Raw genomic sequence first — 22,860 nt, forward strand, 5'->3', positions numbered from 1 at the left:
TGGCGGCGGCTCAGCAAGTGCTCGGCGGCACGCCGGGCATCAACCCGGAAACCTTGAAAATGCCCGGCCTGGGTTACGCGGTGGCCTACCCGTTCGGCATCATCGGCATCATCCTGACCATGCTGATCTATCGAAAACTCTGCCAGGTGGACATCGACGCCGAAACCCAACAATACGCCGAAAGCCAACAAAAAAACGATGTACCGATCTGGAAGGACTTGCGCGTCGAAAACCTGAATTTGCACGGCAAGACGCTGGAAGAGATTCCGTTTATTCACGAGCATAACGTGGTGACCACCCGGATTCTGCACGAAGGCCAAGTGCAGTTGGCCAAGCGCCAAAGCCAACTGGCGGTCGGCGACATCCTACGCCTGGTCGGTCCGCGCGAGCCGTTGGAACAGCTCAAAATGCTAATCGGACCGGAATCCGACGTCGACCTGAAACAAATTCCCAGCCATCTGGACAGCAAGCGCATGGTCGTGACCGACCGCTCGGCGATTGGCGTTACCATCGGCGAGCTTTGCCTGCTCTACGGCGTGACGATCTCCAGGGTACATCGCCCAGACGTGGAATTCTCGCCGGCCAGCAACGTGCAGGTGCAATACGGCGACGAGTTGCACGTAGTTGGCAGTAAACAGGCGCTGACGAACATCGCGGCGGCCTTGGGCAATTCGCTGGAGACGCTGGACCACCCGCAAATCATCCCGATCTTTATCGGCCTGACTCTGGGTATTTTGCTGGGCAGCATTCCGTTGTACGTGCCCGGCGTACCGTCGGCGATCAAACTCGGCATGGCCGGCGGCCCGCTGTTGGTCGCCATCGTGTTGAGCCGCATCGGCAATTGGGGCACGGTCACCTGGCACTTGCCGAAAAGCTCGAACATCATTTTGAAGGACATCGGCATCGTGCTGTTCCTGGCCTGCGTCGGCCTGAACTCCGGCGACCAATTCGTCGCCACGCTGGTGCACGGCGACGGCGTTTACTGGATGGCCTGCGCGGCGGCGATTACCTTGTTGCCGCTGTTAATCGTCGCCGGCATCGCGAGGCTGGTGTATCGGATGAACTTTCTGTCGCTATGCGGTTTGTTGGCCGGCAGCATGACCGATCCGCCGGCGCTGGCCTTCGCCAACAGCTTCAGCCCGTCGCCGGCGGTCTCGGTGGCCTACGCCAGCGTGTATCCGCTAGTCATGATCCTGCGCATCGTCGCCGCGCAAATGTTGGTCCTGCTGGTCCATTGAATCAGGCGATCGCTGACAATCTGGCGCCGTTCGACGGCGAACTGTATTGGCTACGCGGTTTTTATCCGACCGCATCGGCCGACGACCATTTCGAGCGCTTGTTAACCGAACTGACCTGGCAATCCGAACAAATCCACCTGTTCGGCCGCTGGGTGACCGTGCCGCGCTTGATGGCCTGGTACGGCGACGCCGACGCCCATTACCGCTATTCCGGCGTCGATCACGCACCGCTGCCGTGGACCGCCCACTTGCAAGCCCTGCGCGGCGAGCTGGAGACGGCTTGCGAGCATCCCTTCAATAGCGTGTTGGCCAATCTGTACCGCGACGGCCGCGACTCGATGGGCCTCCACGCCGACGACGAACCCGAATTGGGCCGCAATCCGCTGATCGCTTCGTTGAGTTTCGGCGACAGCCGGCTATTACGTTTTAGACACAAGCGCGGCCGCGAAACCCTGGATATCGATTTGGCGCACGGCGACTTGCTGATCATGGCCGGCAGCCTGCAACACCACTGGCGTCACGAATTGCCGAAAACCCGTCTAGCCAAGCAAGCGCGCATCAATTTGACCTTTCGGCGGATTGCCGCGCCGCCCAGTCCGCTCGGGCAATCCGCGCCGAATTGACCTTGTCCAGCCACTCGCGCGCCAAATTCGGATCGGCCGGCGCCTTGCCGGCCAAGCGGGTCGCATCGCCGTCCAGCTTGATCAGATAATCGGCGTCCTCGCTAAACAAACTGGCCATATCGCGATTGTCGCCGCGCCGATGCAAAATGAAACGCGGCGGTGCGCCGGCCAGCAAATCGCCGATCCAATCGCCGTGGCATTGCCGGCCTTCGATCAGGCCTCGCAGGCTGTGATACACGTCGATTTGCTGAAACGGCCGAGCTTCCACACCGGGCGGGATGCCGCGGCCGGCCAGTACCAACGGCACTCTGGCCGAAGCCTTGAACGGCCCAAAGCGCTCGCCCTCGGCTTTTTTCAGCGGCGTCATCGAATGATGATCGCCGACAATGACCAACACCCCGTTGTCGAAAAATCCCGAGGCCCGCAATTGCCGGTAAAACCGGCCCAATTGTTGGTCGGTATAACGAATCGCCGCCGACTCGGATTTTTCCTTGGTCTCTGGGTTGATATAGGGATGGTGGCTGCTGACGGTCTTGGCGAACAGTAAATACGGTCCGCGTTGCGCCGCGACGCGATCCATAAGCCGCCGGTACAAGGCTTCGTCCGGCGCGGCCTGAAAGTGAAAACGCTCCCAGCGGTCGTATTCCGGATGATCGTGACCTTCGACACCATCGAAACCGGCGCGCCGCGCCCAATCGCCGGTATTGCCGAAATCCAGATCGGCGGTAGTCAGGAACTCGCTACGGTAACCGAGCGGTTTTAACACACGCGGCAAGGCCTCCGGCAAATCGTAAAAACTATGGAATGACGTACCGCCGTCGTCGCTGTAGCTGGACGGCGGATACAGCGGCAAGATCCCGGTCAATAACGCAATTTCGCCGTCCTCGGTAATAAAGCCGTTGGCGTAAAACTGGGTGTAGGCCCGTTGTTCGGCGGCAATCGCGTCCAAATTCGGGGTCCAGTCCTCGATACCGGAAAAGAATCGACTCTGGTAGGCCGACAGCGACTCGACCATCAGGACAATGACGTTGGGCGCGGCCGGCGCCGCCGTTTGACAACTCAAGGTTTCGCGATACCGCAGCGCATGCCGGAAAGCCGGACTGTAAGGCGAGGCTTCCGACAGGATCGTCAGGTTGTAGTCGATGACGTTTTTGTAAATCCAGGCGTGGGCGTAGCGCTCGTTTTCCGCGAAGGCGGTAGCCAGCGGCAGACTGCAAATCAGTGCCAGCGGCCACTTCCGGCGGGTCGCGACGGCCGGAAACCGCGCCAGAACCCAGTAAGCCGGCAATATCGCCAGCGCCGCGCCCAGCAAGGCCAGCCCGGCATCGCTCAACCCGTAAATTTGCCGAATGTATTTCAGCGAATAATCGGTGTATTTGATCGCATCGCCGAGCGCTAGATGGGTATTGAAATTAACGATGATCGCGTAATCGATCCAATACACCGCCCAGATCGCCAAGGCCGTCAGGCGTAACAGCGCTACCGCCGGACGCGGCAAGCGTGGCGACAGCGACACATATCCCAATAACAAGATCGCGAAAAACAGTACCGCGTCGTTGGCGATTACCTGCCCCAGACCCAGCCAGCGGGTGCCGGTGTAGTCGTAAATAAAGCGATCGACGTACAGCCCTTTCAATGCCAGCGGCGCGGCCAACAGCAGCCAGCCCAGTAATTTAAGCATTTTGGCCTTCAACGGCGTTTGAGACAGAGAAATCGACACCATCCACGACAAAAAGCGATCCGCAATAGCGCGCCGTCAGCGGTGACCGGCGATCAAGCACCGCATCATCGGAACAAGACGGAACTATTAACCCGGCCCTATTGATCACAGGTATTTCATTTGGGCTGAGCTCGTCGAAACCTAGGCTAGTGTGCCCTTCGACAGGCCCAGGGCGAACGGTATTCAAGAGCCAGGTTAATAGGTGATTGAGGCAGATAGTCCAGGTTTCCGGCATTCAGTTCGGAGACGCCGGAAAACCGGCCGATACGCAATTGGCCGCCGAGCGGAACGCGGAACCGCCGCTGAACGCAAGCCTGCCCACGTATCGGTTGGCGACAACAGCTTATTTCACGAAGCAGGCTTTTTCGGCCTCGGCGTCGGCTTCCTTCAATTTGGCGCGCAAGTCCTTACTCTGTTTGGCATCGCGGAAGGCCGCGCCGGATTCGCCGGGAGCTTTCTGCATTTGCGTGTAGGTGCGCGCCGCCTCGTATTCGGCAAAAGTCAGTTTCTCGGCGATCTTATCCACCTTGCAGCCGCAGGCGTATTGGGTGATGTAACTGCCGCTACCGCCGCGCTTGGCCATGCATTCCAACACGTACTCCACCCGGTCGCGGGTCGGAAAGTCGTTAATCCTGGCCGGCGCCGCTTCGGTGGCCGAGGCTTCGGCTTGGGTATTTTCCTGCTGGGCGGCGCAACCGGTCAAAAGCGCGATCGCGGCAATGGTCGAAAACAAGGTTTTTTTCATGGTGTATTTCGGATGGGGTTGATTGAAATCAGGGTTGGGCGGCGAAATCGACGATTTGCCGCAATTGCGGATTCATTTCCTTGGCAAACGCGTTCAAGGCCGAATTATCGGTGTCCTCGGGCAGCAAATGGGTTTTGACTCGGGTCTTGCCGTCGAACTGGTAGGTCACCACATTGCAAGGCATGAAGCCGATCGCGTGCGGCGTAATCTCCAGCACCACCTTCGCCAGCGTCAGATTGCAAAATTGGACCGTGTCGTATTCCGGAAAGCCCGACGCGCCGCGATCGCGAATCACCTTGCCGACCCGGCTGTGGCCGGTGATCCGAAAGTTGTGCTCGGCGATCGCCACTTCCAGTTCCGCCAGCACCTCGTCGTAAGGCTTGACGGTTTCGACCTGGTAATACGGCACCAACTCGGTATTCGGCGGCAGCCCAGCGCAGCTTGCAAACAGGGGCAGGCTTGCGACAATGACGGCTCTCTTCAACATCGGCAAAGTTTATCATCATGAACGGGCAAAACACAGTCGCCGGCTTGGTCCTGGCGGGCGGCCGCGCCAGACGCATGGACGGCCGCGACAAAGGCTTGCTGCCCTTCCGAGGCTTGCCGCTGGCCGCTTACGGTTTGGCCGCGTTGCAACCCTTGGTGGGCGCTACCTGGATCAGCGCCAACCGCAATCGCGACGCCTACCGTCAACTCGGCTATCCGGTAATTGCCGACGCCAACACCGACTTCGACGGCCCGCTGGCCGGTATTCTGGCCGGCATGCGAGCCTGCGATAGCGAGATTCTGCTGATCTTACCCTGCGATACGCCGTTGATCGAAACCGCCGATTTACAGCGCCTGCTGGCCGCGTTAAGCGACGAGCCAGCGATTGCCGCCGCCCACGACGGCAATCGCTGGCATCCGACCGTCGCCGCGTTACGCACCCACCTTGCCGCCGACCTGCAAGCCTATCTCGACCGCGGCGAGCGCAAATTGCAACGCTGGTTTGCCGAGCACAACCCAGTCCTAGTAGATTTCTCGGATCGGCCCGGCATCTTCGCCAACGTCAATACCGCACTGGACCTGGCCGAGCTGGACCGGCACACCTAAGTAGTGTTCCCGTTAGACGAAACCAATCCGTGCCGGTATCATGCCGCTCCCAAATCCGCCGACTTTCCAACCCACATGACCGAAGCCACCATCACCTGCCCCAATTGCAGCACGCAAGTACCGTTGACCGAGTCGCTGGCCGCGCCGCTGCTCGCCGCCACCCGCAAACAGTTCGAGCAGCAGTTACAGCAAAAAGACCAAGCCATCGCCCTGCGCGAACAAGGCATCAAGGACCAGGAGAAACAACTGGCCGAAGCCAAGCGCGGCCTGGACGATCAAGTCGCGCAGCAAGTCGCCAAACAATTACAAGCCGAACGCCAGCGGGTGATCGAGGAAGAAACCCGCAAAGCCAAACAAGCTGCCGCCGCCGAACTGGAGCACAAAAGCCGGGAACTGGCCGAACTGAACGAAGTCTTGAAAGTCCGCGACGCCAAACTGGCCGAAGCCCAACAAGCCCAAGCCGAGCTGATCAAGAAACAACGCGAACTGGACGACGCCAAGCGCGAGCTGGAGCTGACCATCGAAAAACGCGTACAAACCAATCTCAACGAAGTGCGCAACCAAGCCAAACGCGAAGCCGAGGAAGGCCTGAAACTGCGGGTAATGGAAAAAGACCAGACCATCGCCTCCATGCAGCAAAAAATCGAAGAACTGAAACAAAAAGCCGAACAAGGCTCGCAGCAATTGCAAGGCGAAGTGCAGGAACTGGAGCTGGAAAACCTGCTGCGCGCCAAGTTTCCGTTCGACAACATCGAACCGGTCGCCAAAGGCGAATTCGGCGGCGACCTGCTGCAACGCGTGGTCGGCGGCTCCGGGCAAGCTGCAGGCAGCATTCTCTGGGAAGCCAAACGCACCAAAAACTGGAGCGACGGCTGGCTGGTGAAACTGCGCGAAGACCAGCGCAGCGCCAAGGCCGACATCGCCGTGCTGGTCAGCCACGCCCTGCCCAAAGGCGTGGACAGCTTCGACGTCATCGACGGCATCTGGGTCACCGCCCCACGCGCCGCCCTGCCGGTCGCCACCGTGCTACGCCACACCCTGCTGGAAGTGGGCATGGCCCGCCTCGCCGCCGAAGGCCAACACGGAAAAACCGAGATGGTCTACCAATACCTGACCGGCCCGCGCTTCCGTCACCGGGTGGAAGCCATCGTCGAAGCCTTCTCCACCATGCAGGAAGACCTGGACAAGGAACGCAAAGCCATCACCAAACAATGGGCCAAACGCGAGGCGCAAATCGAGCGGGTGATGAACGCCACGGTCGGCATGTACGGCGACTTGCAAGGCATCGCCGGTAAATCGTTACAAGAAATCGAAGGCTTGGAGATGCGGGCGTTGGGGATGGATGATGAGTTGGATTGAGCTAACGACCAGCCGGTCGGTCTGGCTCCCAAGCTCCGGCTTGGGAACCAGAGAAATTCACAAAACTGACCCAAATATAAAACGATGTTTATACTCACGTTTAAACACTTCAGGGAAACAACATGACCGAAGCCATACTCGATATAAAACAATGGGGCAATAACCTGGGCGTACGCCTACCGGCGGCCATTGCCAAAGCCGCCCATATGCACAACCATCAACGAGTACGGATATCCGTTGAAGATGACAAGGTGATTATCACCCCGTTAGCCGACGAAGCTTTAACGTTGGAACAACGCTTGGCCCGTTTCGACCCCGAGCGGCACGGCGGCGAAGCCATGGCAACCGCGGAAGCAATCGGTGCCGAACGTTGGTAAGCCGTAAGCAAACAGCGGCTTGGATACCGGAAAGGCAAGACATCATCTGGATCGATTGCAATCCGCAAGTCGGCCAGGAAATGCGCGACATCCATCCGTTTTTGGTGCTCTCTCCGCGCATCTTCAACGAAAAAACCTAGCTGGTGATCGGCCTACCGATGACCAGCGCTGCCTACAACGCCGACAATCCGTTTGCCGTAGCGATTGGTAAAGCCGGCGGCCGTAAAGCCGAACAAACCAGTTATGTGCTCTGCCACCAACCCAAGTCGTTCGACTGGCGCTTGCGCAAAGCCAAACCCCATCCGCTCAAGGTCTTACCTGGCAATTTGTTCGCTCAGGTTTGCGAGCGGTTGAATCAGATTATTCAGATTGGTTCGGGGTGATCCCTCTGGACTGCTAAGGTTAGGGTGGAGTCGTCCCAAGCTTTCCCTGTGCCGATATCGCAAACGAACGGATTTCTCCAATTTCCGCTTGGAAGTTTGGATGGATAGGGTTCTCGTTATTTAGCCCAGTCGTATGTATTTAGCTATAGCGCTAAAAATACGTTAAAATTAACGCACGTTATTTTTAACGTATCAAATACATCTATCAACGAGGCGCTTATGAAAGCCAATCCCGGCGGTCAGATCGATTTAAACGAAATCATAGGCCGCGATCGCGTCATCGAACAGCTTTGGGAAACCTTGGAGCAGCAATCGATACGCATCAACGCCGAACGCCGCATCGGTAAAACCACCGTCATCAAAAAACTTTGCGCGTCCCCTAAAGCCGGTTGGGTACCGATTTTCCAGGATTTGGAGCAATACCATAGCGCCATGGATTTCGCCCAAGCGGTTTACCGCGAAGTCGATGCTTACCTATCGGCTCGGAAGCAGAGCGCGCGACGAGCGAAGGATTTTTGGAAAGCCATCGGCGGTACGGAAATCAAAGGCGTGCTCAAGTTACCTACCTTTAACGACCAAACGCCTTGGAAGACGTTACTGAGCAAATCGATCGAAGATTTGGTCGTATCCCAACACCAACAAAAGGAGCGGCCTTTGTTGCTTTGGGACGAAGTGCCGCTGATGTTGCAAAGCATTGCCGCTCGCGAAGGCCAAGCCGCCGCGATGGAAGTATTGGATACCTTGAGAGCACTACGCCAGGAATTAGGCGGCCAGGGCTTGCGCATGATCTTGACCGGATCGATCGGCTTTCACCATGTCATTGACAGCCTGAAACAACATGGCTACGCCAATTCGCCGTTAAACGATTTATATGCCTTCGAATTGCCGGTTTTGGAGCCCAATTTCGCGCGAGAATTGGCAGAAAAATTGATCGAGGGCGAAAACATCGCCACGTCCGATGCGGCCATGTCCGCCCAAACCGTCGCCGAACGAGCCGACGGGTTTCCGTTTTACATCCACCACATCGTCAAGGCGGTGAAATTATCCGGACAAGAAGCGACCGCCGAGGTAATCGACAAGCTAGTCAGCAAACAAATGTTGGATAGCAACGATCCCTGGGAGCTGACGCATTACCGCGACCGAATCTCGACTTATTACGGGGCCGGTTCCGAAGCAGCCGTTTTAGCGCTGTTGGATAGCATCGCGGTGCGCGACGACACAACGGCGGTCAATACCATACTCCATGAACTGAAAGGTCAAGGCTTGACCGTGGACAGGGAAGAATTGCTGAAACTGCTGAAAGCGGTCGAACAAGACCACTACCTCGCCAAAGACGAACAAGGCTACCAGTTTCGTTTTCCGTTGCTGAAACGCTGGTGGCGCTTGTCGCGCGGACTTTAGGAGACGAAGATGAACGAGTCAGCCTTTTTGTCGGTATTCACGCCGAGCCGGACCGCGCCGGAAGATTTGGAAGCCATCTTCGTTCAGCGCCATGCGCTGCTGGCCGACGCCGTGGAACGGGTTCGGGAAAGCGCCGGCAGCGGCCATAAACATCATCTGTTGTTCGTCGGCCCCCGCGGCACCGGTAAAAGCCATTTGTTGACCTTATTGGTTCACCGTGCCGGCTCGGACGAAAGCTTGCAACAGTCATTACGGATCGCCTGGTTGAACGAGGACGAAACCAGCACCACGCTGCTCGAACTGTTGCGCCGCATCTATTTGGCGCTGAGCAAACGCTACCCCGGCGATTACCGCGCGGACGACCTGGAACCCATTTACGATTTGGATGCCGAGGCGGCCGAACGGCTGCTGGCAAGCTTATTGTTGGAAAAGCAGGCCGGCAAAACGCTGCTGGTTGCACTGGAAAACCTGGACGCCTTGTTCGAAGGCCTGGGCAAAACCGGCCAACAGCGCTTGCGCGCCTTTATCCAGGAACATCCGGTGATGACTATCGTCGCTACCGCCCAACGTTTGGTCGATGATGTGTCCAAGCGTAACAGCACCTTCTTCGGCTTTTTTCAGACCGAAATGCTGGCGATGTTATCGGTGGAAGAAGCCGCCGAATTGCTCGGCAAAATCGCCGCGCTCAACCGTCAGGACAAAGCCGCCGCCTTTTTGCGCAGCCCCACCGGCCGTTCGCGGGTGCGGGCCCTGCATCATTTGTCCGGCGGCAACCATCGGGTTTATCTGGTGCTGTCGCAATTCATTACCGGCGACAACATCAACGCCTTGGTCGACCCCTTCGCCAAAATGGTCGACGAAATGACGCCCTACTATCAGGAACGCATCCGCTGGCTGCCGCCGCAACAACGCAAGATCGTCGAATTCTTATGCAGCCGGGAACGGCCGACGCCGGTCAAGGATATGGCCCGCCACCTGTTCGCCAGTCAACAAACCATCTCCAGCCAGCTCAAGGATTTGCGGGCAAAAGGCTACGTGCAATCGGCCCAGCGCGGCCGCGAATCGCTGTACGAAATTGCCGAACCTTTGATGCGGATTTGCGTGGAAATCAAGGAAAACCAAACGCCCGGCCCGCTACGGCTATTGGTGGATTTTTTACGGGTTTGGTACGACGGCGTGCAACTCGACGAACGCTTGTCGGCCTGCGGCGAAGGCAGCTTGGCGCGCCATTATTTGCAGGCGGCGATCGATAGAAATTCGGTTTGGGGTAATTTGCGGGCGCAGTTGTTGGTGGAGGATTTTCGGAGCGAATTGAATGACGAGCAGCGTGAACAATGGATGTCTCTAATAGAAAGCACCGTAAAACTATCTGAAGAGCTGGCGCTTGCTTGTGGGGAATTAGCCAAAGGAAATCATGAACTAGGGATGAGGTACCTGGAAGAAATATGCCGGGAAACGGACAAATACTCTCAGCCAGTTATTGAAGCAGCATACGCCATAGCTGCCATTACTTACTTTGAGTTCAATCGGATCGAAGCGGGCATGTTAATGGTGGAACGCCTGCTTGAATTACCGAATGCATCCGGTGATCTAGTATCGATAGCTCTCAACAGAAGAGGGACTATTTACGAAGAATTGAGCATGCCCGAAAAAGCGCTCAAAGACTATAGTCACGTAATCGAATTTGGTGATGTTGCACCGGAACAAACTGCAAAAGCGCTTCTTCAACGAGGAAGGATAAAAGGACAAATGGGCGAAATCGAAGAAGCGCTGAGAGATTTTAATAGCGTTGGCGAATTGCACGACGTTTCGCCGGATTTGATCTCAAGAGCACATTACAGCCGGGGAATAGCATTAAGACTGTTGGGAGACTTCGCCGACGCGATTGCAGCCAACACAACGGCAATTGAGTTTCCTGAAAAATCGCCTGAGACCCTGGCGAATGCCTTATATAACCGAGGTTTGCTCTATTCCATGACTGATAGACTTGAAGATGCCGAACGCGATTACGCCACGATTTTAACTATCGATAATCTACCGGATGACTTATCTACGGACGCACATTTCGCTCTGGCATTAGTAAATTTTATGTTAGGACGCTGGAACGTGGGAATGGCAAGACTTGCGGACGGTTTAGGTCAATTAACCGCGAAGAGTCAACCGGAAGAAGTTCTATTTACAGCCATGGTCGCGTTTGTCTATGCCAGTAGTCTGACGACAGCAGCCCGCAAACAACGCATCGCCGAATTAGCGCAAGTATTCGAACAACACCACGCATCGACTTACCTCGGCGAAGCCCTAATACACCATCTGGGTTCTATCCACCGAGACCCCAACGAAACGCCTAGCCCCGACAATCTGGAACAATGGTGCGTGGCTTGGGAAGCCGCCGGCACAAACAGCGAGGCTTTGAAATTACCGCTACGCCTGTTGCGCACCGGCACCGACTTTCTGAAAGCCGGCGCTCAGGACCGTAGCGTTTTGCTGGACCTGAACCAAGAAGAACGGCAAATTTTGGTTCAGACTTTCGGTCTCGGGGAAGATTAAGCAAACCTATTCGCCCTCGGAAAAGCTTGAATATCGCACTGGATTCCCGACGGTTTTTACGGCGCGGCAGCGGGTTTCAACTTTACGGTTAGGTGAGCTTGGAAAATCACCTGCACCTGATCGCCGCTTCGCCGGATCTGAGCCGGGACATGCTGCGTTTTAAGGCTTACACCGCCAAGCAAATCATCGCCTAACTGCAGTAAAGCGGCTCTGCGCCAGTGCTGGCGGTATTGGCGCTGTTGAAGCGGTCGCATAAGATCGAGAGCGAGTACCGGGTTTGGGAGGAAGGTAGTCATCCGCGGCGGATCGAATCCGAGGCGGCGAGGCGGCGGAAGTCGGTTTACATCCACCTTGACCCGGTCAAACGCGGCTATGTGGATTTGCCGGAGCATTGGCGTTATTCCGGTTCGCGGCATTATGCGGGCGCGGTGGGATTGGTCGACGCGATCAAAGACTGGCGAGAATTTGGGAAGCTGGCGCTTCCGGACGTGGTTCGAAAGGCGGCCTACATCGGTTTAGCGAAAGCCCGATCCTGCGCCATCGTCCCGGATTTGTTTCAAGACCGTCATGCGTGCCGGGAATCGGGCATCCAGTGCCATGGCGGTATGGCTTAAGTCCGTCCATGGCGTCCGGATTCGCTCCGAGCTCTAACGGGTCCGGCCATCCATCCCGGAACACAATGCTTGTTGAGTCATCTGACAAAATTGAATGAAACCCACGCCGGATTCCGGCGAAAATCTCAGCACCGCGTATGGCTGGGGTTCGGCCGAACAAAAAATACTCGACGCCGCATATCACCGGCTCGACGCCGAGCAAAAAAGACTCGGCGTCGAGTATCGCCGGTGTTCGGGCCGGATTTGCCGACGGCATTGGCCTCCGCGCGGCGCGCTCCGGCGGACGCCCGTTCAAACCGAGCGTTTCAGCGGCGTTCAGGACAGGATTGGCGGCGCTCGGATTGGCGACTCCCTCTAAGGACGCGCCGGTAGAAAAGGATCGAGTGGTTAACCCGGCCCCTTGTATCGCCGGCATTTCGTTCGGTCTGGGCTCGTCTAAGCGCAGGCTGGCGCGCCCTTCGCCAGGCAAACGGCATTGAAGGGCCGAGTTCGTCGGCTGGCTGGTCGGGCCGATGGTTTAATACCCTCGTGGTTCAGATCTTTAACCGTCTTTGCCCTGGAAATCCAAACTCGACGCTTGGTCCAAGGCTGGAACCCGCATCGTTAAACAAAGCGCCGCGCCGGTCTGGCCCCGGTCCGCTCGCGCTTTTATGCCGCCACGATTTGCATTGCGGTAGGTCGTGTGATAGAAATTTTTTCGCAATCGGAAAAAATCCGACTGCGCTCGGTGTCCGTCCGTCGAGAAAATTTGATTGGAACGAACGCCGATTCTCAACTCAATAATTACTATAAAACCGAGGAGTCCGAGTTATGAAGAAAGCTCTAATCACCACTGCCGCATCGCTGTTTCTTGCCTGGCTGCCGTCGTTGTCGCAAGCCGGCGACGCCGATACTTGCAAGGGTTGCCACAACGGTTCGGTAGCGCCCAGCTTCGAAACCTTGAAAGGCAAGTTCAAAACCGCCGATGAGTTGGTCGCCGGAGCGAAAGCCTCGAAAAACGACATGATGAAACCGATGCAGGCCGACACCGCCAAGTTGAAAGCGGCGGCCGCTGAAATCGTGAAATAAGCGCCCAGTCGGCCGGGTAACCGGCCACGGACTGTTAAGAGGAGCCCCGAGCGCCACCCGGCGTTCGGGGCTTTTTTATTTAGGCAGCGGTTCGCAGGCGGGCGGCCGAATAGCCCCTTCCCGCCCCTGCCTATCGGGTTCCGACCGGAACCGGCCCTATTGGCCAGGCAGAGCGAGTCATCGGCACAATCAGGGATTCCCGATGATTGAGTTAGGCAACTGGAACTTCTCAGGTTTGAGCTCCCAAGCCGGAGCTTGGGAGCCAGCTTAAATCCACTCAACTCCGCACGTTCGGTCAGGCGGCGGGATTCGGCGCTTGTTACAGTAAGCCCCGAATCAGGAGGTATTACCGTGACAGACACAGTAGCGAACGCGGCCTATGCGGCGCGCTTCGATCGGGTTTTCGAGTACATCGACCGGCACTTGTTCGAGCCGCTGTCGGTTGACGAATTGAGCCGGCAGGCACATTTTTCCCGCTTCCACTTTCAACGGCAGTTTTCCGCTTATACCGGGCTGAGCACGACCCGCTACGTGCAGCTATTGCGCTTGCGCAAAGCCTCGTATCAACTGGTGTTTCAGGAACGGCGGCCGATTACCGATATTGCGTTGGAAACCGGATTCGGTAACGCGGAATCGTTCTCTCGCGCCTTCAAAAAATGCTTCGGACAAACGCCGACTCAATTCAGAACCCAACCCGCATGGCAGCCGTGGAACCAGCGCATGCGCTTACCCCAACGTATCAGGAGTCACTTTATGCAAGTCAACATCGTCGAATTTTCCGAAACTCTGATTGCCGTGCTGGAGCACCGCGCCGCGCCCAGCCTAGTGATGGACACGGTTCGAACCTTCATCGATTGGCGCAAGCAGAGCGGCCTGTCGCCGATTGCCACGAGCCGGACCTTCGGTATCGCCTATGACGACCCGGCCGTCACACCGCCGGACGAGTTTCGCTTCGATGTCTGCGGCGAGGTCGAGCAAGCCGTGCCGGCAAACCCGCAAGGCGTCGTCAACAAACGGATTCCGGAAGGACGTTGCGCCGTGGTGCGCCATATCGGCTCGACCGACCGCATCAGCGATAGCGTGTACTACCTGTTCCGCGACTGGCTGCCCGGCAGCGGCGAGGAATTGCGGGACTTTCCGCTGTTTTTCCACTATATCAAGCGCGTGCCGGAAACGCTGGAGCACGAACAGATCACGGATATCTACCTGCCATTGGCCTAAACGCCGGTACTCGAGCAGCCGTGTTAACGCGATTTATGGCCTTTTGCGTCCAATGCGTTCAGCATCGCGCTCGGTTCCGGCCGAACTGCCCGCCCCGCAATCATCCGGTCGAGCTTAAACGACCGGCGACAGAGCCGCGCGCCGTCACATCCCATCCAAAATACTCTTCTTCTTTTCCGCGTATTCCTCGGCGGTGATTAACTCGGCTTCGAACATTTTTTTCAGTTGCGCGAGTTTTTCCATCGGATCGGCGGCGACCGGCGCGGACGTGGCTCCGCCGGCCGCGGGATTGTTCATTGCTTGCGCGATGTTCTGACCGAAACTGATGCCGGCGCCCAAGCCCATGCCCATGCCGGCACCGCCGCCTTCGTTGCGGGCGGCTTCGCGCATCGCCTCCAATTGCTGAATGCGGGCGTAGTCCAGACCGACTTCCTTGGCGGCCTGGGCTTCGGCGGTCATGTCGGCGATGCGGTTGATGCGTTTCAGGGTGTCTTCGTCGAAGTCGGTACCTTCGATTCTGAAGTCGGTGATCGCGAAGCCCAGTTCCGCAAACATCGGCAGCAACTTTTGCAGCACGCCGGCGGCGATTTCTTCGCGATTGGTATCGATATCCAGATAACCGAAGCGGCTGGTGGCCAGAAAATCGGCCAGCGGCTGGCCGAGCCGCGCGACGATCACGGTACGCAATTGCTCGGTGGTAAAGGCCTTTTGCTCGCCGACCACGTTGACGAAAAACCCGGCGGGGTCGGCGAGACGGTAACTATAATTGCCGTAGGCGCGCAGACCGACCGGAAATTTATAGGTTGGGTCCAGATATTTGATCATCGAAGTGGTACCCCACTTCTGATCTAAAATCACGGTCTTGCGGTAGAAATAAATGCCGACCTTGTACTGGCTTTCGAAGAACTGCATGAAGCTGGCAATCGTGGTCCAAAACGGGATGTTGTCGGTCTGCAGGTTGTAGGAGCCTTCGGTGTCGAACACCGCCTGCACTTTGCCGCGATAGACGAAGATGCAACCCTGGCCGGGGCCGACGATCAAGGTCGAAGCGTTTTTGATTTCGTCGCCGTTGTCGGTCCATTGTTCGAACAAGGCGTTCGGCGCCGGCTGTTGCCATTCGATAACCGAGCGCAGTTGGCGTTGCAAACCGTCGAAAAGTCCCATGATTGTCCCCTGAGAATAAAACTTGGAAACCAACTATAGAGCACGGCGGTGAAAAAGCGATGAAACGATATTTGGCGGCAGACTATCAGGCCCGGTTATGGGAGGCGATCAAGCATATCGAACGCGGTTCGCAAGCCGAAGTCGTGGTGGTGTTCCGGGCGCGCTCGGCCGAATACGGCTCGGTGCCGTTGGTCTGGGGATTGGCTGCGGCCTGGCTGTGTTTTACGCTGCTGATGTACGCGCCGGTCGAGTTCGAAAACTGGCTAATCTACTACGCCCCGCTGCTGACTTTCGCTTTTGCTTACGCCGTCGCCACGTTGCCGATCATCAAGCGCTTTAGCGTACGCCGGGCGCGTCTGGACAAGGCGGTGGAAATCCTGGCTCGGGCGATCTTTCAAAAAGCCGGCATTCAGCATACGAGCGGCAAGACCGGCTTGCTAGTGTATTGCTCGCTGTTGGAGCGGCGAGTGTTTCTGTTGGCGGATCGGGGACTGGAGCAGGCGATTCCGCAACCGGTTTGGCGGACGCTGCAAGCCGAGTTCGACGCGGTCTTCGCCGCCGGCCGGCCGGAACAGGCCTTGCTGCCGGCCTTGGCGAACACCGCCGACGCCTGCGCCCGCTACCTGCCGGTGCGCACCGGCGACCTCAACGAATTGCCGGACCGGCTGGACGTCGATTTATGAAAAAGTGGCTTGCGATCGTAACGTTGGTCGGTTTGACCGTTTCCCAAGCGCTGCCGGCCCGGCCGGGCGGCGGGCATTCCAGCAGTTCGCACAGCTCATCGAGTTCGCACAGTTTTAGCGGCGGCTCCCATTCGAGTTCCGGTTGGAGCACCCACGGCGGCGGATCGTCGGCCGCTCATCCGATGTCGACGCTGGAAGCGTTGGTCCTATTTCTAATTATCGCCGCGATCGTCATTTACATCATCCACCAACAATCGCAAACCCGCGCCATCCCCGCCACCCCGCCGCCGGAAGTCCGCGTCCGCCGACAAAACGGCATTGCCGAGCAAGTCGCCGCGCTGAAGCGGCTGGACCGCAACTTTTCGGCGATCGTGTTTCTGGAATTCGTGCATTCCCTGTATTGCAAATTTTACGAATACTCGACCAAGCCGGAATTCGAGTACTTGTCGCCATTTTTGAGCGCCGAGCTACAAGGCCATTTCAACAAAGCCCAACCCTGGACCGTCAGCGAAATCGTCGTCAACGGCATGCGCTGGCTCGCCGTCGACACGACCGGCGCCGACAGCGACAGTATCGACATCGAGATCGACGCCAACTACAGCTTGGACCTGCAAGACGCGCATTCGCGCTACGCCGTCGTCGAGCGTTGGCGGCTATACCGCCGCAAGGGCTTGCTGTCGGCGGAACCTGAAAAAATGCAGACCCTGAGCTGCCCACAATGCGGCGGCCCCGCGCATTTTACCGATACCGGCGTGTGCGGCTATTGCGGCGCGACCGTACAAAAAGGCGGCGAGCAATGGTGTCTGGGCAAGCGCATCGTGGTCGGTACCCACGCGGTACCGGTGGACGAAGGCTTGGCGGCCTACGCCGAAGAGCAAGGCACGCAAGCCGTCACGATCAAACAAAGCGATCTGATCGAACAGATCAATGCTTGGCAGCAACGATACGGCCTTGCCGATTGGACGCCGTTCTGGACGCCGTTTCAGAACGACGTGGTGCGCCCGTATTTCTTGACTATTTATGCTTGCTGGAGCCGGCGCGACTGGCAAGCGGCCCGGCATTTGCTGTCGGACCGACTCTACGAAACCAACGCCTTTTGGCAAAAAATGTACGTCGCGCGCGGCTGGTTCAACCGGTTGGATAATCTGCGGATCGAACAAGTCGTTTTGGCGAAAATCGATAGCGACCTGTTTTACGAAGCCGTCACCGTACGCATCTTCGCCGCCTGCAACGATTACACCGAAGACGGCAACGGCAAACTGGTCGGAGGCTCCAAATCCAAGTTACGGCGCTATTCCGAATACTGGACCTTCGTCCGCCGTACCGCCGCCGAACACCGCGCCCAGCCCTACGCGCTAAGCCAATGCCCCAGTTGCGGCGCCCCGGCCGACAACATGGGCCAAAGCGGCGAATGCGGTTATTGCGGCAGCAAGATCAGCACCGGCCAGTTTTCCTGGGTGCTGTTTTTGATCGAGCAGGACGAGGTGTATGCGGGTTGAGTAAAACCCTATTCGCAAAGATAAGCCGTGTTCTAATTGGTCTTCCGTTTGATCCACAATTTTTTGACCAGCACCGGCACCAGCGAAACGACCGCCACTAATAAGATAGCCGCAATTACCGGCGGTTCGAGCAATTGGTTAAACGACGCGATCCGCTCCAGTTTTTCGCCGCCGTTAGCGTAAATCAACGAAGTCGGCAACACACCCAATATCGTACTCAGACAATATTGCCGAAACGATACTCTGGAAATCCCGGCGGTGATATTGATGATAAAATACGGCACCACCATGACCAGTCGTAAACTCAGGAAATAATAAAAGCCATTATGTTCCAACTCGGTATCGATATTTTTTATTCGATCGTAATAGCTTTTTTCAAACCACCCTTTTAACGCATAGCGGCTAATGGCGAACCCGACCAAACAGGCTAAAATAGTCGCCCCGACATTATAGATAGCTCCCAGATAAAACCCGAAACAATAGCCGCCCAACACTTTGATCACCGCGGCGGCCGGTACCGGGGAGTTGACGAAAACGACACAAGCCAGAAAAAACAAGATCACCGAAAACGAGTAATGATCTTGAATAAACCGACTTAACCAAACTTTATTAGTTTTCACCGTTTCCAGCGTCAAATTGTCGGCATAATAGATTGAAACTGCCAAAAACAAAATAAATAACAACGCCAAAGCATATTTTTTTATTATCACAAAACCGCCATCTTCGAATAAATCCCTAGCCGTATTACTCTGGAGAACTCGTGCGGGTACGACTGGTTGTTTCTCTGCCGACCAGGTCCGTTCATCAACGCGACGTGACACCCACACCCAACGAGAGTCTGTCAATGTCATCGGACACAACCCCATTTAAACCCGTGCGCGGGGCGGACAATCGCGACTAACGACGTGTTCTATATTCCATTTCTCGGGGCAATAAGCCTCACGGGATCGTTCGGCGGCTGATCCGCCCACGGGCCAACACTTTCCGCACAGCCGCTCGCGAAGAATCCTCCAATTGATACCATGCCCGGATGACCGCAATAAGACAACGCCGTTCGACCATAGGCATTTAAACTGAAACTAGCGAAGATCGCCCGCGCGCGACAATCGGCCGTCATTGCGAACCGATAGCTGGTAAAATTGTCGGATCGCCGACATTCGGCGGCATTTCGAGCGATCAATTCTAATAAGTCCATCATGAGTACCCAACCCAGTTCCGACCTGACCACTTTCGAAAATCCCAGACCGGCGCGCGATTTCACGATCCGTATCGACATTCCGGAGTTCACCTGTTTGTGCCCGATGACCGGCCAGCCGGATTTCGCCAAATTGACGCTCGAATACGTGCCGGATCGGCTGTGCGTCGAATTGAAATCGCTGAAGCTATATATGTGGACCTTCCGCGAGCGCGGCGCCTTCCACGAAGCGGTCACCAACGAAATTCTCGATCACATCGCCGCGGCGACCCAACCGAATTTCATGCGCTTGCGTGCCGACTTCAATGTGCGCGGCGGGATCTATACGACGGTGGTCGTCGAACATCGCAACCCGGCTTGGCAAGCGCCGACGCCGGTCCAGTTGCCCTGATCCGATCCGTCCGATGATGAGCGGTAGAACCTTCTACAACGCCGACATCGCCGTCGCTCTGAAATACGACGGCAAGAACGCGCCCAAGGTCACCGCCAAGGGCGAAGGTTTTACCGCTCAACAAATTCTGGCGATTGCCGAAAAACACGACATTCCGCTACAAAATCAACCCGAACTGGCGCGCATTCTGGCCCAGGTGCCGCTCGGCGACGAGATACCCGAACAACTCTACGTCGCCGTCGCCGAAGTCATCGCCTTCGCCTATCTGATCGCCGGCAAAACGCCCGACCTGTAATCCATGAATTTAAAAGAATTGTTAACCGTCCTGCCGCAATACGGCTTGCCCCATCACGCGCTGTCGAATCTGATGGCCAAGCTGACCCATTGCCGAAACTCGACCTGGAAAAACCTGTTCATCAAGACCATCGTTCGCCTGTACGGCGTGAACATGGCGGAAGCCAAATATCCAGACCCGGACAGTTACGCCAGTTTCAACGAGTTTTTCACCCGCGAATTGCAAGACGGTGCCCGCACTTTTGCGTCGGGCCGCGACGAGCTGGCTTGCCCGGCGGACGGCGAAGTCAGTCAAGCCGGCAAGATCGAGGCCGGGCGGATTTTCCAAGCCAAGGGCCGCGACTACAGCGTGCTGGAGTTACTGGGAGGAGACGCGGAGCGCGCAGCTGCTTTCAGTGATGGTCGGTTTGCCACGATTTATTTGTCGCCCAAGGATTACCACCGCCTGCACATGCCGTTGGCCGGCACGCTGAAGGAGATGATCCACGTACCCGGCCGGCTGTTCAGCGTCAATAACACCACGGTCGGCGCGGTGCCGAATCTGTTCGCGCGTAACGAGCGGGTGGCATGCATTTTCGACACCGAAGCCGGGCCGATGGCCTTGATTTTGGTCGGCGCCATCTTCGTGTCCAGCGTCGAAACGGTCTGGCACGGCGTCGTCACGCCACCGACCGTCAGCCAAGCGCGGGTTTGGCAATACGGCGCCGACGCACCGACGCTAGCTAAAGGCGCCGAGATGGGCCGCTTCAACATGGGTTCGACGATCATCGTCCTGTTCGGCCCCGAGCAAGTCGCCTGGCATGCCGATCTGACCGCCGGCCGGCCGGTCCGGCTGGGCGAAAGCATCGGTAGGCATCTGGTTTAACACCCTTAAAATGCGATCGGCGGCGGGCTATGGCATAATGCGCGCCTGTCCGCCCGGCCGGACCGCTAACAAAACGATAACAATTAGAGGACAACAATGAGTTTCTTGATTTCAGACGCGATTGCGCAAACCGCACCCGCCGCCCAACAACCCGGCATCGAAGGCATGCTGTTTCCGCTTGGCATCCTGATCTTTTTCTACTTCCTGTTCATTCGCCCGCAATCCAAGCGCAACAAGGAACAAAAACAAATGTTGGCCGCGCTCGGCAAAGGTTCGGAAGTGGTCACCAGCGGCGGGATACTGGGTAAAGTCGTCGATCTGGACGACAACTTCGTCAAATTGGAAGTCTCGGACAACACCTTCATCCAAGTCCAACGCCACGCCGTCGCGACGATGATGCCTAAAGGCACGTACAAAACCCTGAACAAAAAAGCCTAACGACTGCTCACAACGCCGCCCTCAATCCGCTCGCCCCTCCGGCGGCCTGGCTCGCGCAGCTATTAACGGAAACCTATGCAAAATCATTTTCCAGTCTGGAAGAACCTGATGGTTCTGACCCTTTTGGTGATCGGCACGCTCTACTCATTGCCGAATCTGTACGGCAACGATCCGGCGGTGCAAGTGGCTTCGTCCTCCGCCACGCCGTTGCAACAACGCCAAGCGGACGATGTCGCCGCCAGCATCCGCGACGCCGGTTTCACGACCAAGGCCTTCGAATTTACCGACGGCAAGGTGCTGGCCCGTTTCAACAATACCGACGAACAAATGAAAGTCGCCGACCTGTTGCGCGACAAGCTGGCCGAGCAAGCCACGGTCGCGCTCAATCTGGCGCCGGCCACGCCGGATTGGTTGCGCATGATCGGCGCGGAGCCGATGCATCTGGGTCTGGACTTGCGGGGCGGCGTGCATTTCCTGCTGGAAGTCGACATGGACTCCGCGTTGAAGCAAACCGAAGAACGCTATAACAACGACATCCGCACCGCCTTCCGCGACGCCAAGGTCCGTTATCAGTCGGTCAGCAAGGAAGCGAACGGCATCAAGGTGGTGTTGCCGAACGAAGAGGCCAGGGTCGCGGCGGCGGCGGTATTGAACAAGGATTTCCGCAATCTGGACCTGAAGGAAACCGGCCCCAACGAATTCACGTTGTCGATCACCGAGCGCGAATTGCGCGACATTAAAAAATCGGCGCTGGGCCAAAACATCACGACGTTGCGTAACCGGGTCAACGAGCTGGGCGTGGCCGAACCGATTATCCAGCAGCAAGGCGACAGCCGTATCGTCGTCCAACTGCCCGGCGTACAGGACACGACTCGCGCCAAGGAACTGCTCGGCACCACCGCGACGCTGGAATACCGCTTGGTCGACGTCGAACACGACGTGCAATCGGCCCTGTCCGGCCACGAACCGGCCGGCGCCCGCCTTTACAAGGACAAAAACGGCAATCCGATCTTGCTGAAACGTTCGGTCATCGTTACCGGCGACCAGATTACCGACGCTTCGTCCGGCATGGACCAGGACGGCCAATCGGCGGTCTTTATTACCTTGGACGGCGCCGGCGCTAAAAAGATGGGCAAATTGACCCAAGAAAATATCGGCAAGCCGATGGCGGTGGTCTTCATCGAATACAAATCCGAGACCCGCGTCGTCAACGGCGAAAAAGTCCAGCACAAGGAAAAAGTCGAAAAAGTCATCAGCGTCGCGACCATACGCGACAGCTTCAGCAAACGCTTCCAGACCACCGGTCTGGACAGCCCCGAGGAAGCCCGCACCTTGGCCTTGTTGCTGCGCGCCGGCGCCCTGGCCGCGCCGGTCGAAATCGTCGAGGAACGCACGGTCGGTCCCAGTCTGGGTCAGGAAAACATCGACCAGGGCATGAACTCCATCGTCGCAGGCTTCTTGCTGGTCGTGGTCTTCATGGTGATTTACTACCGAGCCTTCGGCCTAATCGCCAACTTTGCGCTGCTGTTCAACGTGGTACTGCTGATTTCGATCATGTCGGTGCTGCAAGCGACCCTGACCTTGCCGGGCATGGCCGGTATCGTGTTGACGGTGGGCATGGCGGTGGACGCCAACGTTTTGATCAACGAACGGATCCGCGAGGAACTGCGTCACGGCAACAGCTTGCAAACCAGCATTTACATGGGCTACGAAAAAGCCTTCGCGACGATTTTGGACTCCAACGTGACCCACTTCATCGTCGCGATCCTGCTGTTCGGTTTCGGTACCGGCCCGGTCAAGGGCTTCGCGCTGGTTTTGGTGATCGGGATCGCCACCTCGGTGTTTACCGCGGTCACCAGCACCCGGATGCTGGTCAATTGGTTCTACGGCAGCAACGGCGACCCCAGCCGGCTGTCGATCTAATCCGCCCGCGCCGCTGTCCG

At 57.2% G+C, this 22,860-nt stretch carries 22 protein-coding genes and 1 pseudogene; 18 read left to right on the plus strand and 5 right to left on the minus strand.

From position 1 onward, the window contains the following. Both A1355_RS05860 and A1355_RS05865 read left to right on the plus strand, forming a co-directional pair. A partial coding sequence (locus tag A1355_RS05860) for a putative transporter (RefSeq protein WP_064025949.1) occupies window positions 1-1,238 on the plus strand: 1,238 nt, incomplete at its 5' end. Then, window positions 1,235-1,861 carry an alpha-ketoglutarate-dependent dioxygenase AlkB family protein gene (locus tag A1355_RS05865; protein WP_064025951.1) on the plus strand — a complete coding sequence of 209 codons (627 nt, stop codon included), beginning with the start codon at window positions 1,235-1,237 and terminating at the stop codon, window positions 1,859-1,861. The genes A1355_RS05860 and A1355_RS05865, both read left to right, overlap by 4 nt. Here the strand turns inward: A1355_RS05865 and A1355_RS05870 are convergent. From A1355_RS05870 to A1355_RS05880, 3 genes are all read right to left on the minus strand, one after another. Then, window positions 1,797-3,542, minus strand: coding sequence for an LTA synthase family protein (locus tag A1355_RS05870; RefSeq protein ID WP_197471731.1), 1,746 nt, complete (start codon window positions 3,540-3,542; stop codon window positions 1,797-1,799). The two genes, A1355_RS05865 and A1355_RS05870, sit on opposite strands and share 65 nt — an antisense overlap. Before the next feature lie 382 nt (window positions 3,543-3,924). Beyond that, window positions 3,925-4,326, minus strand: coding sequence for a hypothetical protein (locus tag A1355_RS05875; RefSeq protein ID WP_064025956.1), 402 nt, complete (start codon window positions 4,324-4,326; stop codon window positions 3,925-3,927). A gap of 28 nt (window positions 4,327-4,354) precedes the next feature. Further along, a complete protein-coding gene (locus A1355_RS05880; RefSeq protein ID WP_064025959.1) occupies window positions 4,355-4,813 on the minus strand; it encodes a DUF302 domain-containing protein in 459 nt (152 codons plus the stop codon). A 17-nt stretch (window positions 4,814-4,830) separates the two neighbouring features. Between A1355_RS05880 and mobA the strand changes: the two genes are divergently transcribed. From mobA to A1355_RS05935, 9 genes and pseudogenes are all read left to right on the plus strand, one after another. Continuing rightward, entirely contained in the window at window positions 4,831-5,418 is a 588-nt protein-coding gene (mobA, locus tag A1355_RS05885) for a molybdenum cofactor guanylyltransferase MobA (protein ID WP_064025961.1), read from the plus strand. A gap of 75 nt (window positions 5,419-5,493) precedes the next feature. Next, a complete protein-coding gene (locus A1355_RS05890) occupies window positions 5,494-6,777 on the plus strand; it encodes a DUF2130 domain-containing protein (RefSeq protein WP_064025963.1) in 1,284 nt (427 codons plus the stop codon). 122 nt (window positions 6,778-6,899) lie between these two features. Continuing rightward, window positions 6,900-7,154 carry an AbrB/MazE/SpoVT family DNA-binding domain-containing protein gene (locus tag A1355_RS05895; RefSeq protein ID WP_064025965.1) on the plus strand — a complete coding sequence of 85 codons (255 nt, stop codon included), beginning with the start codon at window positions 6,900-6,902 and terminating at the stop codon, window positions 7,152-7,154. Further along, window positions 7,148-7,537, plus strand: a pseudogene (locus A1355_RS05900) (type II toxin-antitoxin system PemK/MazF family toxin). Before A1355_RS05895 ends, A1355_RS05900 begins: the two are co-directional and overlap by 7 nt. Window positions 7,538-7,756: 219 nt before the next feature. After that, a complete protein-coding gene (locus tag A1355_RS05905; RefSeq protein WP_064025967.1) occupies window positions 7,757-8,938 on the plus strand; it encodes an ATP-binding protein in 1,182 nt (393 codons plus the stop codon). A gap of 9 nt (window positions 8,939-8,947) precedes the next feature. After that, window positions 8,948-11,485 (plus strand): ArsR family transcriptional regulator, encoded by a 2,538-nt coding sequence (locus A1355_RS05910; protein ID WP_064025969.1) that lies wholly within the window; start codon window positions 8,948-8,950, stop codon window positions 11,483-11,485. 218 nt (window positions 11,486-11,703) lie between these two features. Beyond that, complete coding sequence (locus tag A1355_RS26025) at window positions 11,704-12,099, plus strand: hypothetical protein (RefSeq protein WP_064025971.1); 396 nt, start codon at window positions 11,704-11,706, stop codon at window positions 12,097-12,099. A gap of 810 nt (window positions 12,100-12,909) precedes the next feature. After that, a complete protein-coding gene (locus A1355_RS05930; protein WP_064025977.1) occupies window positions 12,910-13,167 on the plus strand; it encodes a hypothetical protein in 258 nt (85 codons plus the stop codon). A 351-nt stretch (window positions 13,168-13,518) separates the two neighbouring features. Beyond that, the gene (locus A1355_RS05935; RefSeq protein WP_064025979.1) at window positions 13,519-14,388 is read left to right on the plus strand and encodes an AraC family transcriptional regulator; all 870 of its coding nucleotides are present in this window, start codon (window positions 13,519-13,521) and stop codon (window positions 14,386-14,388) included. A gap of 144 nt (window positions 14,389-14,532) precedes the next feature. On the opposite strand, the gene A1355_RS05940 is transcribed toward A1355_RS05935, so the two are convergent. Continuing rightward, window positions 14,533-15,552, minus strand: coding sequence for an SPFH domain-containing protein (locus tag A1355_RS05940; RefSeq protein WP_064025981.1), 1,020 nt, complete (start codon window positions 15,550-15,552; stop codon window positions 14,533-14,535). A 59-nt stretch (window positions 15,553-15,611) separates the two neighbouring features. Here A1355_RS05940 and A1355_RS05945 point away from each other — a divergent pair, with 59 nt between their 5' ends. Together A1355_RS05945 and A1355_RS05950 are read left to right on the plus strand one after the other, a co-directional pair. Then, window positions 15,612-16,235: a TPM domain-containing protein gene (locus A1355_RS05945; RefSeq protein WP_064025983.1), complete on the plus strand. Its 624-nt coding sequence runs from the start codon at window positions 15,612-15,614 to the stop codon at window positions 16,233-16,235. Further along, on the plus strand, window positions 16,232-17,734 hold the full coding sequence (locus A1355_RS05950) for a TIM44-like domain-containing protein (protein WP_064025986.1): 1,503 nt from the start codon (window positions 16,232-16,234) through the stop codon (window positions 17,732-17,734). Before A1355_RS05945 ends, A1355_RS05950 begins: the two co-directional genes overlap by 4 nt. 32 nt (window positions 17,735-17,766) lie before the next feature. On the opposite strand, the gene A1355_RS05955 is transcribed toward A1355_RS05950, so the two are convergent. Then, entirely contained in the window at window positions 17,767-18,354 is a 588-nt protein-coding gene (locus tag A1355_RS05955; protein WP_231883578.1) for a TVP38/TMEM64 family protein, read from the minus strand. 576 nt (window positions 18,355-18,930) lie between these two features. Between A1355_RS05955 and queF the strand changes: the two genes are divergently transcribed. The 5 genes from queF (at window position 18,931) to secD (ending at window position 22,840) form a co-directional block, all read left to right on the plus strand. Continuing rightward, a complete protein-coding gene (gene queF, locus A1355_RS05960) occupies window positions 18,931-19,320 on the plus strand; it encodes a preQ(1) synthase (protein WP_064025988.1) in 390 nt (129 codons plus the stop codon). A 16-nt stretch (window positions 19,321-19,336) separates the two neighbouring features. Then, complete coding sequence (locus A1355_RS05965; RefSeq protein ID WP_064026042.1) at window positions 19,337-19,615, plus strand: EscU/YscU/HrcU family type III secretion system export apparatus switch protein; 279 nt, start codon at window positions 19,337-19,339, stop codon at window positions 19,613-19,615. 3 nt (window positions 19,616-19,618) lie between these two features. After that, a complete protein-coding gene (gene asd, locus A1355_RS05970; RefSeq protein WP_064025991.1) occupies window positions 19,619-20,479 on the plus strand; it encodes an archaetidylserine decarboxylase in 861 nt (286 codons plus the stop codon). A 96-nt stretch (window positions 20,480-20,575) separates the two neighbouring features. After that, window positions 20,576-20,917: a preprotein translocase subunit YajC gene (gene yajC, locus A1355_RS05975; RefSeq protein ID WP_064025993.1), complete on the plus strand. Its 342-nt coding sequence runs from the start codon at window positions 20,576-20,578 to the stop codon at window positions 20,915-20,917. 75 nt (window positions 20,918-20,992) lie between these two features. After that, window positions 20,993-22,840 (plus strand): protein translocase subunit SecD, encoded by a 1,848-nt coding sequence (secD, locus tag A1355_RS05980; RefSeq protein ID WP_064026001.1) that lies wholly within the window; start codon window positions 20,993-20,995, stop codon window positions 22,838-22,840. The last annotated feature ends 20 nt before the right edge of the window (window positions 22,841-22,860 follow it).

Origin of the sequence: Methylomonas koyamae, assembly GCF_001644025.1 — a bacterium.
Taxonomy (GTDB): Bacteria; Pseudomonadota; Gammaproteobacteria; order Methylococcales; family Methylomonadaceae; genus Methylomonas; species Methylomonas koyamae_A.